Here is a 14,981-nt window from a genome sequence, read left to right as displayed (position 1 = left end):
ACCGCACCGCCGCCCAGACCCGCACTTTCCCCGCCCCGCGCGGCGGCCAGCCCACCGCCCAGGCCATACGCCGAGGGATATTCGACCTCGCGCCGAGGACTCTTCGGCCTGGGACGGCCCGAATCCCGAACAAGCCTCGGCATCCCATGATCACGGCCGTGACCTGGCAGCGATTCGACCACCGTCGAGGGCCCGAACGCGGAGACGGGGCGCCGCAACGGGCCGTCGAAACAAGCGGGAACAAGCGGGAACAAGCGGAAGAGGGCAGAAAGCGGAAACGAGCGGAAACGGGTTGGGGCCGGCATCCACCAGTGGCGGATGCCGGCCCCAGCCGTCGAAAGGGTTCGGCTCAGTCCTCGGGCACGGGGGGGTGCCAGAAGTTCTCGAACACCAGGCAGGTCACGAAAGAGACCACCAGAACGGCGCCGAGCACGATCAGCCAGACCCCGAACACGAAGCCCATCGCGGCGGTGACCGCGCTGGCGCCGATGAAGAACGGGTAGTAGCTGCCGGGGGTGAAGTGACCGAGTTCGCCGGCGCCATCGGCGATCTCGGCATCGGGCAGGTCCTGCGGACGCATGCCGATGCGGCGGCCGGTGAACATCAGGTAGCCACCGACGAGGAAACCCAGACCCGTGGTGAGGGTCAGGGCCGCGGTGCCGGTCGGGTCCTTGGACCAGAACCAGTAGACCAGCGCCGCCGCTCCGGCAAACAGGCCGAAGAAGCTGAAGATGATGCCTTCCACCTTCATACGATCGCCGCTCTCCTAGCTGATCTCGGGTGTCGCATGGTAGTCGACCCGGCCGACCGCGGCCGGGAAGTGCAGGTCGAACGCTGGCCGCTCGGAGCGGATCCGGGGCAGTGAGGTGAAGTTGTGCCGCGGCGGTGGGCAGGAGGTCGCCCACTCCAGCGAGTTGCCGTAGCCCCAGGGGTCGTCCACGATGGCCAGCTGGCCCTTGCGGTACGAATGCCAGAGGTTGTACAGGAACGGCAACGTCGACAGCGCCAGCAGGAACGATCCGGCGCTGGAAAACGTGTTCAGTGTGGTGAACCCGTCGGACGCACTGTAGTCGGCGTACCGGCGCGGCATGCCCTTCAGGCCCAGCCAGTGCTGGACGAGGAAGGTGGCGTGGAAGCCGATGAACACCGTCCAGAAGTGGATCTTTCCGAGGCGGTCGTTCATCATCCGGCCGGTGACCTTCGGGAACCAGAAGTAGGTCCCGGCGTACGCCGCGAACACCACCGTGCCGAACACGACGTAGTGGAAGTGGGCGACGACGAAGTAGCTGTCGCTCACGTGGAAGTCGATCGGCGGGCTGGCCAGCAGCACACCGGTCAGACCACCGAACAGGAACGTCACCAGGAAGCCGATGCAGAACAGCATCGGCGTCTCGAAGGTGAGCTGGCCCCGCCACATCGTGCCGATCCAGTTGAAGAACTTCATCCCGGTCGGCACCGCGATGAGGAACGACAGGAAGGCGAAGAACGGCAGGAGCACCGCACCGGTGACGAACATGTGGTGCGCCCACACCGCGACCGACAGGGCGCCGATGCCGATGGTGGCGTAGACGAGGCCCTTGTAGCCGAACAGCGGCTTGCGGGAGAACACCGGCAGGATCTCACTGACGATGCCGAAGAACGGCAGCGCCAGGATGTACACCTCGGGATGCCCGAAGAACCAGAACAGGTGCTGCCAGAGCAGCGCCCCGCCGTTGGCCGCGTCGAACACGTGCGCGCCGAAGCGGCGATCGGCCTCGAGCCCCAGCAGGGCCGCGGCGAGCACCGGGAAGGCGATCAGCACGAGGATCGACGTGACCAGGAAGTTCCAGCAGAAGATCGGCAGTCGCCACATCGTCATACCGGGGGCGCGCAGGCACAGGATCGTGGTGATCATGTTGACACCACCGAGGATGGTGCCCAGACCCGACACCACCAGGCCCATGATCCACAGGTCGGATCCGGCGCCCGGGGAGTAGACGTCGTTGCTCAGTGGCGCGTAGGCGAACCAGCCGAACGACGCGGCGCCGTTCGGGGTCAGGAAGCCCGCGACCACCGTGAGGCTGCCGAACAGGAACAACCAGTACGACAGCGCGTTCAGCCGCGGGAAGGCGACGTCCGGCGAGCCGATCTGCAGCGGCACCAACAGGTTCGCGTAGGCGAACGCGATCGGTGTCGCGAACATCAGCAGCATCAGCGTGCCGTGCATGGTGAACAACTGGTTGTACTGCTCGTTGCCGAAGTACTGCAGCCCTGGCCGGGCGAGCTCGGCCCGCATCAGGACCGCGAGCACGCCTGCGAACAGGAAGAACCCGAGCGACGTCACGAAGTACATCACTGCGATGTCCTTGTGTGACGTCGTGCGCAGGTAACCAAGCAGGTTCGTCCGCTTGGGTAGGTGGGGTAGGTCGGGCTCGGCGTGGCCGACGCCCGTTTCGTGCACCAGGGTCACTGTCCGCTCCCGGAGGTGGTGGCGGTGACCGCGGTGGGCGCTCCCGCGGCCTGCGTCTGCGTGCTCGACGACGATGCCGTCGACGACGACGCGGACGACGACGAGACGGGAGCGTTCAGTCGCTCCGTGATGAACTTGTCGTACTCGGCCTGGGGCACGACCTTGACGTAGAAGTTCATCCGGTCATGGTCGGTGCCGCAGAGCTCGGCGCAGCGGCCGATGAACGTGCCGGTCTTGGTGACCGTCAGCTCGAACTGGTTGATCCGACCAGGCACGACGTCCCGCTTGAAGAGGAACTCGGGGACCCAGAAGGAGTGGATGACGTCCGGGGACGTCTCCACGAACCGGATCGAGCGGTTCTGCGGCAGCACCAGCACGGCGGGCTCGCCCGGACGGCCGGTGACCTCGATCTGGTTCTGGTTCGGGGTCTTCGGGCCGACGCCGGGGTCGAGGTACTTGAACTGCCAGTTCCACCGGAAGCCGACGACATTGACCGTCACGTCCGGGCTGGCGGAGAGCTTGGTGACCTCCGACTCGTCCCGGGCCGTGTAGTAGAACATGCCGACCACGATGACCACCGGCACGACCGTGTACAGAATTTCGACCGGCAGGTTGTAACGAATCTGCCGGGGAAGCACGTCGCTGCGCTTACGGAACGCGACGACGGCGTAAAAGATCATGCCCCAGACGATGACGCCGACGACGAGCGCCGCGATCGCCGACCCCTGCCAAAGATTGAGCAGGCGCGGCGAGTAGTTCGTCACACCATCGGGATAACCGAAGTTGGGTCGCTCGCAGGCGGTCGCCGCGACGCCCACGAGCGCAAGCGGCCCGACCATACGCAGGGTCCGGCGGCCATGCGAGCGCTGGTGCGCACGCTGCCCGCCGCCGTGCGCGCCGGGCGCCCCGCCGGATTCAGCCGGCATTGTCGGCGTGCCTCCGAGCTGCGCGGCCGGGACCTCCGCGACCGGAACATCCGCGACCGACGGCCGGGTCCGACCGAAGGATCTGCTCACCAGGTCCTGCCTCCCACGACTAGCGGCACGCGGCGACGGCGCGAACGCTGTCCTCCGCCATCCCGCGAAACCCCTGCAAACGCCATGTCACCCCGGTCGATCCCTCCGGACGACATGCTGTCTTCGACACGCTGTAGATGGTGCGGCAGCAGCGTATCTCAGCGGCCCGACAGCTTCTCGCCTCAGGCCCCATCAAGGGGCTGTGATGCACGCCCCGCCCGGCACGTCAGGGCGGTAGCGTCAGCGCCGTGCCGGCCTATCTCGACCATGCGTCGACCACGCCTCTGCACCCCGCCGCTCGACAGGCTCTGCTGGTGGCACTGGATGAGGGCTGGGCTGATCCGGCTCGGCTCTATCGGGAGGGCCGCCGCGCGCGGATGCTGCTGGACGCGGCCCGTGAGTCCGTGGCGTCGGATCTCGGGGCCCGTCCAGACGAGATCAGTTTCACCTCCAGTGGCACCGCCGCGGCCAGCGCCGCACTGCTGGGCACGGCCGCCGCCCGCCGCCGCGCCGGTGATGTGGTGGTGGTCAGCGCGGTCGAGCACTCGTGCGTCCTGCACGCCGCCGCCCACCACGAACAGGCCGGCGGACGGGTCGTCCAGGTCGGCGTGGACGCGTTCGGCCGGGTCGACCCCGCCGCCTTCACCGCCCCGCCAGGCACCGCGGTGGCGAGCCTGCAGCACGCCAACCACGAGGTCGGCGTACTGCAGCCGGTCGCCGAGGTGGCCGAGCGGCTGCACGCGGCCGGCGTCCCGCTGCACACCGACGCGGCCGTGACGGTCGGGCATATCCCGGTGGACCTGCGTGCCCTCGGGGCGGACCTGCTGACCGCGAGCGCGCACAAGTTCGGCGGTCCGGCCGGGGTGGGCCTGCTGGCGGTGCGCACCGGCACCCGCTGGCGCTCCCCCGGCCCGACGGACGAACGGGAGGGCGGCCGGGTCCCCGGCTTCCCGGACGTCCCGTCGATCGTCGCCGCCGCCGCGGCGCTGGCGGCCCGCGGCAGCGAGCTCGACGCGGAGGGTCCGCGGCTGGCCGCGCTCGGCGCCGAACTACGCGGCCGGCTCCCCACGCTGATCGACGGGGTCGAACTGCTCGGCGATCCCTCGCCCGACGGGTCCGTCCGCCACATCTGTGCCTTCTCCTGCCTGTACGTGGCGGGAGAGGCCCTGCTCGACGGGCTGGACCGGGCCGGGATCGCGGTCAGTTCCGGCTCCAGCTGCACCTCGGACGCCCTCACGCCGAGCCATGTGCTGGTGGCGATGGGCGCCCTCACCCACGGCAACCTGCGGGTCTCCTTCGGCCGGGACTCCACCCGCGCCGACGTCGACGCGCTGCTCGCCGTCCTGCCGGGCGTCGTGCGTGAGGTCCGCGCCCGTTTCGGCGCCGCGGACCTGGACCCGACGCTATGACCCCGACGGCATGACCCCCGACGGCATGACCCCCGACGCCACGGGCCCCGACGGCACGACCATGGTGGACGCGCGTGGTCGGCGCTGCCCGCTGCCGATCATCGATCTCGCCCGGGCCATCGTCACCCTCGCCGACGGCGACACGATCACGCTGTGGGCGGATGATCCCGCCGCCGGCCCGGACGTCGCCGCCTGGTGCCGGCTGCGGCGCCAGGAGCTGGTGTCCTCACGTCCCCTGCCCACCGGCGGCGAGGAGTTCGTCGTCCGCCGTCGGAGCTGAGCGGCCCCGACGGCGGACGACGACGGACCCCGCACCGGGCAGGACGTCCGGTGACCCCTGGCCGGGCCGCACGCCTGGCCGGGCAGGCAAGACCGGGCAGGCCGGGCGTGTGATCAGGCGGTGGGCAGGTGCTCGGCGATCTCGGCGGCGGCGGACTCGCCGTAGGCCTCGGCGAGGCGCTTGACCGCCTCGGCCGGGTCGACCTCGTACTCCTGCGGGCCGACGGTCTCGAGCACCAGGGTGGCGATGAGCGCGCCCACCTGGGCGGACCGCTCGAGTGGGAGACCCCAGGACAGGCCGGCGAGGAAACCGGCGCGGAAACCGTCGCCGACACCGGTCGGGTCCGGGGTGTCGCGGGCGGGGACGACGGACACCCGGATCAGGTCCTGACCCGGCGCCTCGATCACCACGCCGTCCTTGCCGTGGGTGGTGACCCATACACCGACCACGCCGCGGATGTCCTCGTCCGACCAGCCGGTCTTGCTGGCCAGCAGCGCCTTCTCGTACTCGTTGCAGAACAGGTAGGCCGCGCCGGTGATGAGCTCCCGGATCTGCGGGCCGTCGAGCAGGGCGAGCTGCTGGGACGGGTCGGCGGCGAACGCGTAGCCGCGCTCACGGGCCTCCTGCGCGTGGCGCAGCATCGCGACGGGGTTGTTGGGGCTGACAACGACCAGGTCCAGCCCGCCGAACCGCTCGGCGATCGGCGCCAGCTCGATGTCGGCGGACTCGTCCATCGCGCCCGGGTAGAAGGAGGCGATCTGGTTGAGGTCGAGGTCGGTGGTGCAGACGAACCGGGCGGTGTGCGCGCTCGAGCTCACCCGCAGCACGCTGGTGTCCACCCCGTGGCTGTCCAGCCAGGCGCGGTAGTCGCCGAAGTCGGACCCGACCGCTCCGACGAGGATCGGGCGAAGGCCGAGGCGGCCCAGGCCGATCGCGATGTTGGCGGCGACGCCGCCGCGTCGCACCACGAGTTCGTCCACCAGGAACGACAGCGAGACCTTCTCGAGCTGGTCGGCGAGCAGCTGCTCGGCGAACCGTCCCGGAAAGCGCATCAGGTGGTCGGTAGCGATCGAACCGGTAAGGGCGATATCCACGATCGTGCAGCCTACCGGTACGACGAAGCCCGCCGTGACCAGGGTTGGTCACGGCGGGCTTCGAGGCGATGCGGGGTGCGGCGGCCCGCGAGGGCCCGCCGGGTGGTGCTAGTTGAACGAGTCGCCGCAGGCGCAGGAACCCTGCGCGTTGGGGTTGTCGATCGTGAAGCCCTGCTTCTCGATCGTGTCGACGAAGTCGATCGTCGCGCCACCGAGGTACGGGGCGCTCATCCGGTCAACGGCGACCTTGACGCCGGCGAAGTCCAGGACGGTGTCGCCGTCCAGGGACCGCTCGTCGAAGAACAGCTGGTAACGCATGCCCGAGCAACCACCCGGCTGTACCGCGATGCGCAGCTTGAGGTCATCCCGGCCCTCCTGCTCCAGCAGGGTCTTCACCTTGCCAGCGGCCATCTCGGTGAGGGTGACGGCCGAGGACTGCGTCGCGGTCTCCGTCGTGTCCTGAACGGTCATAGAGACTTCTCCTGCCCATGCTGTGATGTGGCCTGGCGGGGCCGGGCCACTGGTTCCGGTCGGGTAGTGCGTTTCCGGTCGGTCGCTTTCCGGTCAGGTGTCGCTTGCGGTACTGCCCGCGACGCCTCCACTCCCGGCAGACGCCCCGGACACGGCACAGCCAGTGCGCCGACATCCATGCCCAACACCATCGGACGGGATCCGCTTCCCATGGTAGCGAGACCGAGCAGGACCGACCACGGCACGATCCGGTCCACCACGAGACCCCCGTCACCTTGGGTTACGTCCTCGGTGGTTACCCACCCGGCCCATGGCCGTGGGACACCTGGCCCACCAGCGGGGGCAGACCGGCGCCTTGACCCCTGCGACGTGGGACATCACGCGTCACAGGGGCGCGAACAGCGCCCCCGGGAGACCGGCTGGCACCCGCGCGAGCGGGGCCCCGCCGAGCCGCGACCGCCGCTCGGTGACCCCCACGACGAGTCGCCCCCGAGACACCACATCCGCGCATACGATGACACCCAGGGGAGTTAGAGTCTCATCGACCATTCGCGGACGGCCCCGGCGGGTGCGCTGGCCGGCCGGCACACATGGCAGGCGGCCAGGCTCACGGGCCGGCCGACCGGAGGAGTGTCATGACCATCAACCCGGCCCTCGAGCACAACCCGTCCCGCACGCCGTCCGCCCTCGTCCAGCCGAATCCGAACCCGGGGCCGAACCCGGGGCCGAACCCGGCGCCGAGCCCAGGGCCGAACCCGGGCCCGGATCCTGGTCTCGCGGCAGTGGGTACCGCCCCGTCACCCCTGGCGCTGCTGCTGCTGGGGCGCGGCGCGGATCCGACCAGCGAGCGCGGTGTCGACTGCCCGGGTGACCTGCCGCCGGCCGCGGACCCGGACCTCGCCGCCCGGGCCGCCGCCGCGAAGGCCACCCTCGGGGAGAGGGTGTTCATCCTCGGGCACCACTACCAGCGCGACGAGGTGATCGCGTTCGCCGACGTCACCGGCGACTCGTTCAAGCTCGCCCAGCTCGCCGCGGCCCGCCCCGAGGCCGAGGCGATCATCTTCTGCGGTGTGCACTTCATGGCCGAAAGCGCCGACATCCTCACCGGTCCGCACCAGAAGGTGATCCTGCCGGACCTGGCCGCGGGCTGCTCGATGGCCGACATGGCCACCGCCGAGCAGGTCGAACAGGCCTGGGACGACCTGGCCGACGCCGGGGTCGAGGCCACCACCGTGCCGGTGAGCTACATGAACTCCTCGGCCGCGATCAAGGCGTTCACCGGCCGTCACGACGGCACCATCTGCACGTCCTCGAACGCACGACGGGCACTGGAGTGGGCCTTCGGCGCACGCGGCGGCGAGCGGGTGCTGTTCCTGCCCGACCAGCACCTCGGGCGCAACACCGCGATCGCCGAACTCGGGATGACCGAGGCCGACTGCGTCGTCTACGACCCGCGGCGCCCCCGCGGCGGGCTCAGCCAGGCCCAGCTGCGCGACGCGAAGATGATCCTGTGGCGCGGCCACTGCTCGGTACACGGGCGCTTCACCAGGCAGAGCGTGGACGAGGTGCGCGCCCGGGTACCCGGTGTCACCGTGCTGGTGCACCCGGAGTGCCGCCGTGAGGTGGTGACCGCGGCGGATCGGGTCGGCTCGACCGAGTACATCATCGCCGCCGTCGACGCCGCGTCCCCCGGCAGCGCGTTCGCCATCGGCACCGAGCTGAACCTCGTGCGGCGGCTTTCCACCCGCCACCCCGACAAGACGATTGTCTTCCTGGACCGTACGGTGTGTTTCTGCTCCACCATGAACCGGATCGACATGCCGCATCTCGTCTGGGCGCTGGAGTCCCTCGTCCGCGGGGAGACGCCGAACCAGATCACGGTCGACCCGGACGTGGCCACCCCTGCTCGGAAGGCACTCGATCAGATGTTGGCTCTGCCCTGATGGCCCTGCTCAAGCGCCGTGGGGGCGCCGATCCCGACCTGTCCGACGCCCCGGCGGTCCTCGACGAGCAGCTGGCCGACGACGACCCGCGCCGCTCGGGTGGCAAGGGCCGTCCGACGCCCAAGCGCTCGGCCGCCCGGGCCGCCCGCACGCAGACGGTCTCGACCGCGAAGAAGCCGGCGAACAAGCAGGAGGCCCGGGCCGCCCGGCGCAAGCAGAGCCAGGACTACCGCTCGGCGATGATGTCCGGGGACGTCAGCCGGCTGCCACCGCGTGAGCGCGCCCCCGAGCGGGTGCTGGCCCGCGACTACGTCGACACCCGGATCAACGTCGGCCCGTTCTTCCTGATCGCCGCGGTCATCTACTTCGTCGGCGGGCTGATCCCCGTGGGAGCCATCCGGCTGGCCGCGACGCTGCTGATGCTGGTCGGCATCGTCGCGGTGGTGGTCGACTCGGTCCTGCTGTCCTGGCAGGCCAGCAAGCGGGTCACCGCCCGCTACCCCGACTCCCGGGTGCGGGTGCGCGCCTACGCCGCCCAGCGCGCCCTGCTGCCGCGCCGCTGGCGCCTGCCCCGCCCGCGCGTCTCCCGCGCCAACCCCACGCCGTAGCCCGCGGCCGCGCGGACGGCTACTGGTTCCAGGCTCCGTTTCGGGCCCGGTCGCAAGGCACCTCAGGCGACCGGGCCCGACCCATGGACTCGTCAGGCCAGGATTCCGACGTCGGACGGGCTCCGCTCGCCGCCACGTCGGCCATGACCTGCGGCACTAGGACCAACGGCCAAACCCGCCCTGGTCAGACATGTCTGGCTAAAAGTTGAACCGCCGCTTTCACTCCAAATAGGATACTGACAGTAGAGAGATTGCTTCGCAGCGCAATCATCCCGATCTGGAGGTAGCCGTGAGACTACTCTGCCGACAGGCGACCCTCGTGTTGATGGCCAGCCTTCTCCTCCTTGCACCCGCCCTCGTGCACTCGACGTCGTCAGCCGCCTCAGCGGCCAACGGCGCCACCATCGTCGACAGCTGGAAGGACGCCAAGGGGCGGACCATCATCCTGCGAGAGGGCACCTACAACGGCAAGAAGGGCTTCGGCTGGACAAAGATCACCAGAAGGCATGCGATCAGGTCGCTGAAGACCTTGCGCTTCATCTCCAGAAACCCGAACGGGGGCGAGCAGCAGGGAACCGCGCGCAGGTACGAGGCGTACGCGAACCGCCAGGAGTGCAAGAACGGCTACTGCCACTACACCGACAGCCTTCTCGTCACATTGATAGTCGATTTCAAGCAGGTCAAAGACTACTATGACGTCAATGTCAACGGCGTTCTTGGCGTGCAGACCGCCTATTGCGTCAACGACAACAGGGAGCTCGACTGCCCCTCATGGGTGGACCAGGCCCTGGGAAAATAGCCGGGCCGAGCCGCCCTTCAACGCTGCTGGCACGGCGCACCGGACCCCACCCGCACTGGGCGGTGGCGACGAGGAAGAGGAACAGCCATGAAGCATGATCCGAAACTCCTCCTCGAACTGGTTCGCGATCGGGTCCTGAATCCTCATCGGATACTCGGAAAGAACGTCATCTGGGTCGCCGGTCGCGTTCTTGACGCCGACAGCGTGGTGATGCTGTACCGAGAAGGACCCGGCGGCCCCGTCATCGGCCAGCGTTACGTCCTCACCGAGTTCGCTTCGATGTTCGATCCGGAACTGACCACGGATGATCTCGCCGAGATCATTTTCACCAACGAGATCACCGACCCCGGCGGGCCCGGCGAGTCGCTCAACGTCGACTGGGCGGACGGCCTGGTTCCGGACCCGACTGCCGTCACCTGGTGGACGTGAGGTCACGGCCTCCTTCCTGCGATCACCGGGCCTCACAACCGGATCGACGGCCCACCGGCAGAGTCGTGGCTGGTCGGCCGTTTGGCGAGTGGTAGCTACCTGATCTCATTGGTCATAGGTTGTTCGGGTGAGACATCGACGTCTGGGACGTACTGGCCTGTCGGTAAGCGAGATCTCCTACGGGAACTGGCTCACCCACGGGGACAAGATCGAGGCCGAGGCGGCGACCGCCTGCGTGCGCGCCGCCTTCGACGAGGGCATCACCACCTTCGACACCGCTGACGTGTACGCCGCCACCAAGGCCGAGAGTGTGCTCGGCGAGGCTCTGGACGGCGTCCGGCGTGAGTCGTACGAGCTGTTCACCAAGGTCTTCTGGCCGACCGGCCCCGGCGAGAACGACAAGGGCCTGGGCCGCAAGCACATCATCGAGTCGGCGAACGCCTCACTGCGCCGGCTGCGCACCGACCACATCGATCTCTACCAGGCACACCGCTACGACGAGACGGTGCCGCTGGAGGAGACGCTGCGGGCGTTCGACGACCTGGTCCGCGCCGGCAAGGTGCTCTACGTCGGGGTGTCCGAGTGGACCGCCGAGCAGATCAGCGACGCCGTGCGGATCGCCGGCGAACTCGGCCTGGACCGGATCATCTCCAACCAGCCGCAGTACTCGATGCTGTGGCGGGTGATCGAGTCCGACATCGTGCCCACCTGCGAGCAGGCCGGCATCTCGCAGATCGTCTGGTCGCCGATCGCCCAGGGTGTGCTCACCGGCAAGTACCTGCCCGGCCAGCCCCCGCCGAGCGGCAGCCGCGCCACCGACAAGTCCGGCGCCCAGATGATCTCCCGGCTGATCGCCGACGAGGTCCTGGCCGCGGTGCAGAACCTGCGGCCGATCGCGCAGGACGCGGGCCTGTCGATGGCCCAGCTCGCCGTCGCCTGGGTGCTGCAGAACGACAACGTCGCCTCGGCGATCATCGGCGCGTCCCGCCCGGAGCAGGTCACCGAGAACGTGAAGGCCTCGGGCGTCACGCTGGACCCGGCGATCCTCAAGCGCATCGACGACGTCCTCGCCGACGTCATCACCCGTTCCTGAGCCGCGCCCACCCCTGACAATCCGCACTTCCCTGACCGGCCGTACCCTCTGACCGGCTATGCGGCGAACGCCTCGGCGAGCGCCGCATAGGTCCGGTCGAGGTCGGAACCCGGCAGGTAACGCTCCTCGAGTTCCAGCAGGACGGCCCCATGGGTGGCCGCCCACAGGGCCTGCGCCCGGTACGGGTCACCGGTCGCCCGGTAGAACGGCTCCCCCGCCCACTGTTCGAGTCCGCTCGACAGTGCGGCGCGGGGCAGCCTGCCGGCGGTGAACATCCGATAGAGGTTCGGATGAGCCAGGGCGTAGCCGCGGTAGGCGCCGATCAGCGCCGCCGCCACCGCGCCGGCGTCAGCCTCGTCCACCGCCCTGTGCAGATGCTCGCCGACCTCGGCGAGGGCGACCTCGGCGAGCCCCGCCGCCAGCGCGTCCTTGCTGGCCAGATGCTTGTAGAGCGATGGCGCCCGGATGCCGAGCACCTCGCCTATGCGGCGCATCGTGAGCGCGTCCGCGCCCTCTCGCTCCAGGATGTCGCGGGCCGCCACGAGGATCTCCGCGACCCGCGCCGGGGGACGCGCCGGCTCCGGCCGCACCGCGATCCGCGGCAGCGGCAGCGGCAGCGGCAGCGGCAGCGGCAGCGGCAGGGTCGACGTCATCGCGGGGTGAGGGCGAAGACGGGGTGGCGGGGAGCGATCCGGCGGATCTGCTCGTCGGACGAGTTCGGCCCGACGCCCTCGAAGAACGCGCCGACCTCGGCCTTCCAGCGGGCCAGATAGGCGCGCAGCACGTCGACGCTGTCGTCGGGGGCGACCTCGCTGGCCAGGTAGCGGGTGCGGCCACGGCCGCGCAGCAGGGCGAGATCCCCACCGGCGGCCCGCACGTTGCGCACCCACTGCCCGTGCCCGCGGGCCGAGACCAGGTACTGCCGCCCGTCCAGGGTCAGCAGGTTCACCGGCGTGCGCCGCGGCTCGCCGCTGGAGCGCCCGCGCACCTCCAGCACCCGGCTGCCCAGCACGCTCACCCCGGCCCGGGTCAGACCCGCGACCGCCCGGTTGGCGACGTTACGGGTGAACCATCCCGGCGCACGGTAGTGATCAGCCATGATCGCAACACCTCCGAAGCGAAGCCCCAAGCCACGGCTAATGCCGTTAGCCACGCCTTCAGCTAACAGCGTTAGCCGCCGGGCTGTCAACTCCGTCCCGCGACCAGCGCGGCATCGTGCGATCAGGTCACGGGGCGCAGGGACATCGGGCCGTAGATGCGGCGGCCGGCGTCGAGCAGCGTCACCTGGATGACCCCGGCCTCGAACAGTTCCCGCCAGGTCTCGCCGAGCCAGGTCTCGGCGTCCCCCTGACTGGTGAACGACTCGGAGCCGGCCGCGCCACCGACCGTTGCCGTCGCGCCGTCGTCACCCTCATAGCGCCAGGTCCAGGTCATCCGCCGGCCCCTCCCCACTGCTGTGGACGCCCGTAAGGCGGGTCGCCCTCGACCATCGACCGATCGGCCGATGTGCTCATCCAACCGCGCCCCGAGCCGCCGGACGCACCGACCGACGCTGTACCAGTGCCGAACGCCACCCGCGGGCCGGTCACTGCGACCGAACGCGGGGTCCCACCCGCTACTGGCGCGGACGGGGCCCGGCAGGTCAGGATGTCTGCGACGCCGGTAACGTCGGGCCGGCCACCCCGTCCGTCAGCTTTGGGAGGAACGACCCGAGTGGGCACCACCACCATCAACGCCGCCGTCCTGGCCGCCGAAACCGCCGAGCACGAGCCGCCGCTGTCCTGGTGGGCCGCGACGATCGTCACCTTCGTCGCAATCCTCATCCTGGCCGCCGTGCTCGCGCTGATGACGCGCTGGGAGCGTAAGCGCAACCCGCACAGCCACAGCTGAGCACCGATGCGGCTGAGGCTGCTCGGCACCGGTTCCGCGGACGGCTGGCCGAACCCGTGGTGTGACTGCGCGTCCTGCGCCTGGGCGCGCGGTAGCGGCGTGGTCCGCGGTCAGACCGCGATCCTCGTCGACGACGTGCTGCTCGTCGACTGCGGGCCGGACGTGCCCCGGGCCGCGGCCCGGTCCGGGGTACGCCTGTCCGGGCTGCGCCACCTGCTGGTCGGTCACGCCCATCCGGACCATCTCGGCCCCGAGAGCCTGATGTGGCGCTCCTGGTCGACGGCGGCCGGACGACCGCTGGACGTCGTCGCGCCGCCGGCGGCGCTCGAGGTGTGCCGCGCCTTCCTGGCCCGCTGGGAGGGCAGCGACCCCGACCGCGAGGGCAACCCGCTGCGTTTCCTCGAGGCCGTGCCAGCCGGACCGGCCGAACCCGACCGGACGGGTGAGGCCGGCGGGGCTGGCGGGACGCTGTGGCTGGGTGAGGCCGGGGCGCGGTACGAGGTGCGCCCGCTCGCCGCCCACCATGGCGACGCCAGCATCGGCCCCGCCGTCCTCTACGACATCACCGCACCGGATGGCACCCGGTTGCTCTACGGCTGCGACACCGCCGTGCCCCTGCCCGTCAGCACCCTGGACGCGGTCGTGGACCGGGCGTACGACGTGGTGGCGCTCGAGGAGAACAACGGCGACCGGCCTGGTTTCGGCGAACACCTCGGCCTGGACACCTTCGGCGAGCTCGTCGGCGAACTGCGTCGCCGGGGCGCGATCCACCAGGGCACCGAGATCCTCGCCGTCCATCTGAGTCACCGCAATCCGCCCGGCGACGAACTGGCCCGCCGCCTCGCCCACGTCGGCGCCCGCGCTCCCCACGACGGCGAATCCCTCGACATCACCCCCGGTGCCCGCCCCACCGCGGCGGTGGTGCCGAGGCGGACGCTGGTGCTCGGTGGCGCCCGGTCGGGGAAGTCGGCCGAGGCCGAGCGGCGGCTGCTGGGCGAACCGGCGGTGGTGTACGTCGCGACCTCCGCACCGGCGGACGCCTCCGACGCCGAGTGGTCGGCCCGGATCGCGGCGCACCAGGCCCGCCGGCCCGCGGCCTGGACCACGGTGGAGTCCCTCGATCTGGTCGGCCTGCTGAGCACGGATGGTCCCCCGCTGCTCATCGACGGCATCGGCCTGTGGATCGCCGCCCATCTGGACCCGCCGGACGCACCGGCCTCGCCGGACGGCGACGGGCTCGAGGCACGCACGGCGGAACTGGTCGAGGCGTGGCGCAACACCGCGAGGCGGGTGGTGGCGGTCTCGGACGAGGTCGGCTCCGGCGTCGTCCCGGCGACGCCCGCCGGACGGCGTTTCCGCGATGCCCTCGGACGGGCCAACGCCGCACTCGCCGCTGCCTCCGACGAGGTGTGCCAGGTCATCGCCGGCGTCGCCGTCCCCCTGCGGCCCTAGCCAGGTCGACCTCCCCGGCGGACAGGTCGGCTGTCCCGGGAGACCCGG

General features: G+C 70.4%; 17 protein-coding genes. 9 read left to right on the top strand and 8 right to left on the bottom strand.

Annotated elements, in window-relative coordinates; genetic code table 11:
- Positions 1–349 precede the first annotated feature (349 nt).
- From ctaF to ctaC, 3 genes are read right to left on the bottom strand one after another with little or no spacing between them, the layout of a single operon-like run.
- On the bottom strand, positions 350–751 hold the full coding sequence (gene ctaF / locus MXD59_RS18835; protein WP_248815972.1) for an aa3-type cytochrome oxidase subunit IV: 402 nt from the start codon (positions 749–751) through the stop codon (positions 350–352).
- 15 nt (positions 752–766) lie between these two features.
- Positions 767–2,449 carry an aa3-type cytochrome oxidase subunit I gene (ctaD, locus tag MXD59_RS18830; RefSeq protein ID WP_248825980.1) on the bottom strand — a complete coding sequence of 561 codons (1,683 nt, stop codon included), beginning with the start codon at positions 2,447–2,449 and terminating at the stop codon, positions 767–769.
- Positions 2,446–3,465: an aa3-type cytochrome oxidase subunit II gene (gene ctaC / locus MXD59_RS18825; protein ID WP_248825979.1), complete on the bottom strand. Its 1,020-nt coding sequence runs from the start codon at positions 3,463–3,465 to the stop codon at positions 2,446–2,448. Before ctaC ends, ctaD begins: the two co-directional genes overlap by 4 nt.
- Before the next feature lie 248 nt (positions 3,466–3,713).
- Here ctaC and MXD59_RS18820 point away from each other — a divergent pair, with 248 nt between their 5' ends.
- On the top strand, positions 3,714–4,874 hold the full coding sequence (locus tag MXD59_RS18820) for a cysteine desulfurase family protein (protein WP_248825978.1): 1,161 nt from the start codon (positions 3,714–3,716) through the stop codon (positions 4,872–4,874).
- A gap of 10 nt (positions 4,875–4,884) precedes the next feature.
- Entirely contained in the window at positions 4,885–5,154 is a 270-nt protein-coding gene (locus MXD59_RS18815; RefSeq protein ID WP_248825977.1) for a sulfurtransferase TusA family protein, read from the top strand.
- A 113-nt stretch (positions 5,155–5,267) separates the two neighbouring features.
- Here MXD59_RS18815 and MXD59_RS18810 read toward each other — a convergent pair whose 3' ends face one another.
- Together MXD59_RS18810 and erpA are read right to left on the bottom strand one after the other, a co-directional pair.
- Positions 5,268–6,248, bottom strand: coding sequence for a carbohydrate kinase family protein (locus MXD59_RS18810; protein ID WP_248825976.1), 981 nt, complete (start codon positions 6,246–6,248; stop codon positions 5,268–5,270).
- A 108-nt stretch (positions 6,249–6,356) separates the two neighbouring features.
- Positions 6,357–6,719, bottom strand: a complete 363-nt coding sequence (gene erpA, locus MXD59_RS18805) for an iron-sulfur cluster insertion protein ErpA (RefSeq protein WP_163547385.1) — start codon at positions 6,717–6,719, stop codon at positions 6,357–6,359.
- Between the two features lie 635 nt (positions 6,720–7,354).
- On the opposite strand from erpA, the gene nadA reads away from it, so the two are divergent.
- The 5 genes from nadA to MXD59_RS18780 all read left to right on the top strand — a co-directional run bounded on the left by nadA (position 7,355) and on the right by MXD59_RS18780 (position 11,591).
- Positions 7,355–8,662, top strand: a complete 1,308-nt coding sequence (gene nadA, locus MXD59_RS18800) for a quinolinate synthase NadA (protein ID WP_248825975.1) — start codon at positions 7,355–7,357, stop codon at positions 8,660–8,662.
- Entirely contained in the window at positions 8,662–9,270 is a 609-nt protein-coding gene (locus MXD59_RS18795; protein WP_248825974.1) for a DUF3043 domain-containing protein, read from the top strand. Before nadA ends, MXD59_RS18795 begins: the two co-directional genes overlap by 1 nt.
- A gap of 325 nt (positions 9,271–9,595) precedes the next feature.
- Positions 9,596–10,069 carry a hypothetical protein gene (locus MXD59_RS18790; protein ID WP_248825973.1) on the top strand — a complete coding sequence of 158 codons (474 nt, stop codon included), beginning with the start codon at positions 9,596–9,598 and terminating at the stop codon, positions 10,067–10,069.
- Between the two features lie 87 nt (positions 10,070–10,156).
- The gene (locus MXD59_RS18785; protein WP_248825972.1) at positions 10,157–10,498 is read left to right on the top strand and encodes a hypothetical protein; all 342 of its coding nucleotides are present in this window, start codon (positions 10,157–10,159) and stop codon (positions 10,496–10,498) included.
- Positions 10,499–10,625: 127 nt separating this feature from the next.
- Complete coding sequence (locus MXD59_RS18780) at positions 10,626–11,591, top strand: aldo/keto reductase family protein (protein WP_248825971.1); 966 nt, start codon at positions 10,626–10,628, stop codon at positions 11,589–11,591.
- Positions 11,592–11,647: 56 nt separating this feature from the next.
- On the opposite strand, the gene MXD59_RS18775 is transcribed toward MXD59_RS18780, so the two are convergent.
- The 3 genes from MXD59_RS18775 to MXD59_RS18765 all read right to left on the bottom strand — a co-directional run bounded on the left by MXD59_RS18775 (position 11,648) and on the right by MXD59_RS18765 (position 13,025).
- Positions 11,648–12,244, bottom strand: a complete 597-nt coding sequence (locus tag MXD59_RS18775) for a TetR/AcrR family transcriptional regulator (protein WP_248825970.1) — start codon at positions 12,242–12,244, stop codon at positions 11,648–11,650.
- Positions 12,241–12,690, bottom strand: coding sequence for a nitroreductase family deazaflavin-dependent oxidoreductase (locus MXD59_RS18770; protein WP_248825969.1), 450 nt, complete (start codon positions 12,688–12,690; stop codon positions 12,241–12,243). The genes MXD59_RS18775 and MXD59_RS18770 overlap by 4 nt, the downstream gene beginning before the upstream one ends.
- Before the next feature lie 122 nt (positions 12,691–12,812).
- The gene (locus MXD59_RS18765; RefSeq protein WP_248815985.1) at positions 12,813–13,025 is read right to left on the bottom strand and encodes a hypothetical protein; all 213 of its coding nucleotides are present in this window, start codon (positions 13,023–13,025) and stop codon (positions 12,813–12,815) included.
- A gap of 279 nt (positions 13,026–13,304) precedes the next feature.
- Here MXD59_RS18765 and MXD59_RS18760 point away from each other — a divergent pair, with 279 nt between their 5' ends.
- The gene (locus MXD59_RS18760; RefSeq protein WP_248815986.1) at positions 13,305–13,481 is read left to right on the top strand and encodes a hypothetical protein; all 177 of its coding nucleotides are present in this window, start codon (positions 13,305–13,307) and stop codon (positions 13,479–13,481) included.
- A gap of 6 nt (positions 13,482–13,487) precedes the next feature.
- A complete protein-coding gene (locus MXD59_RS18755) occupies positions 13,488–14,933 on the top strand; it encodes a bifunctional adenosylcobinamide kinase/adenosylcobinamide-phosphate guanylyltransferase (RefSeq protein WP_248825968.1) in 1,446 nt (481 codons plus the stop codon).
- Positions 14,934–14,981: the final 48 nt, after the last annotated feature.

The sequence above is a fragment of the Frankia umida genome (assembly GCF_023242945.1).
GTDB lineage: Bacteria > Actinomycetota > Actinomycetes > Frankiales > Frankiaceae > Frankia > Frankia umida.
The sequence above is the reverse complement of the archived record's forward strand: the minus strand, read 5'-3'. Positions and strand labels throughout refer to the sequence as shown.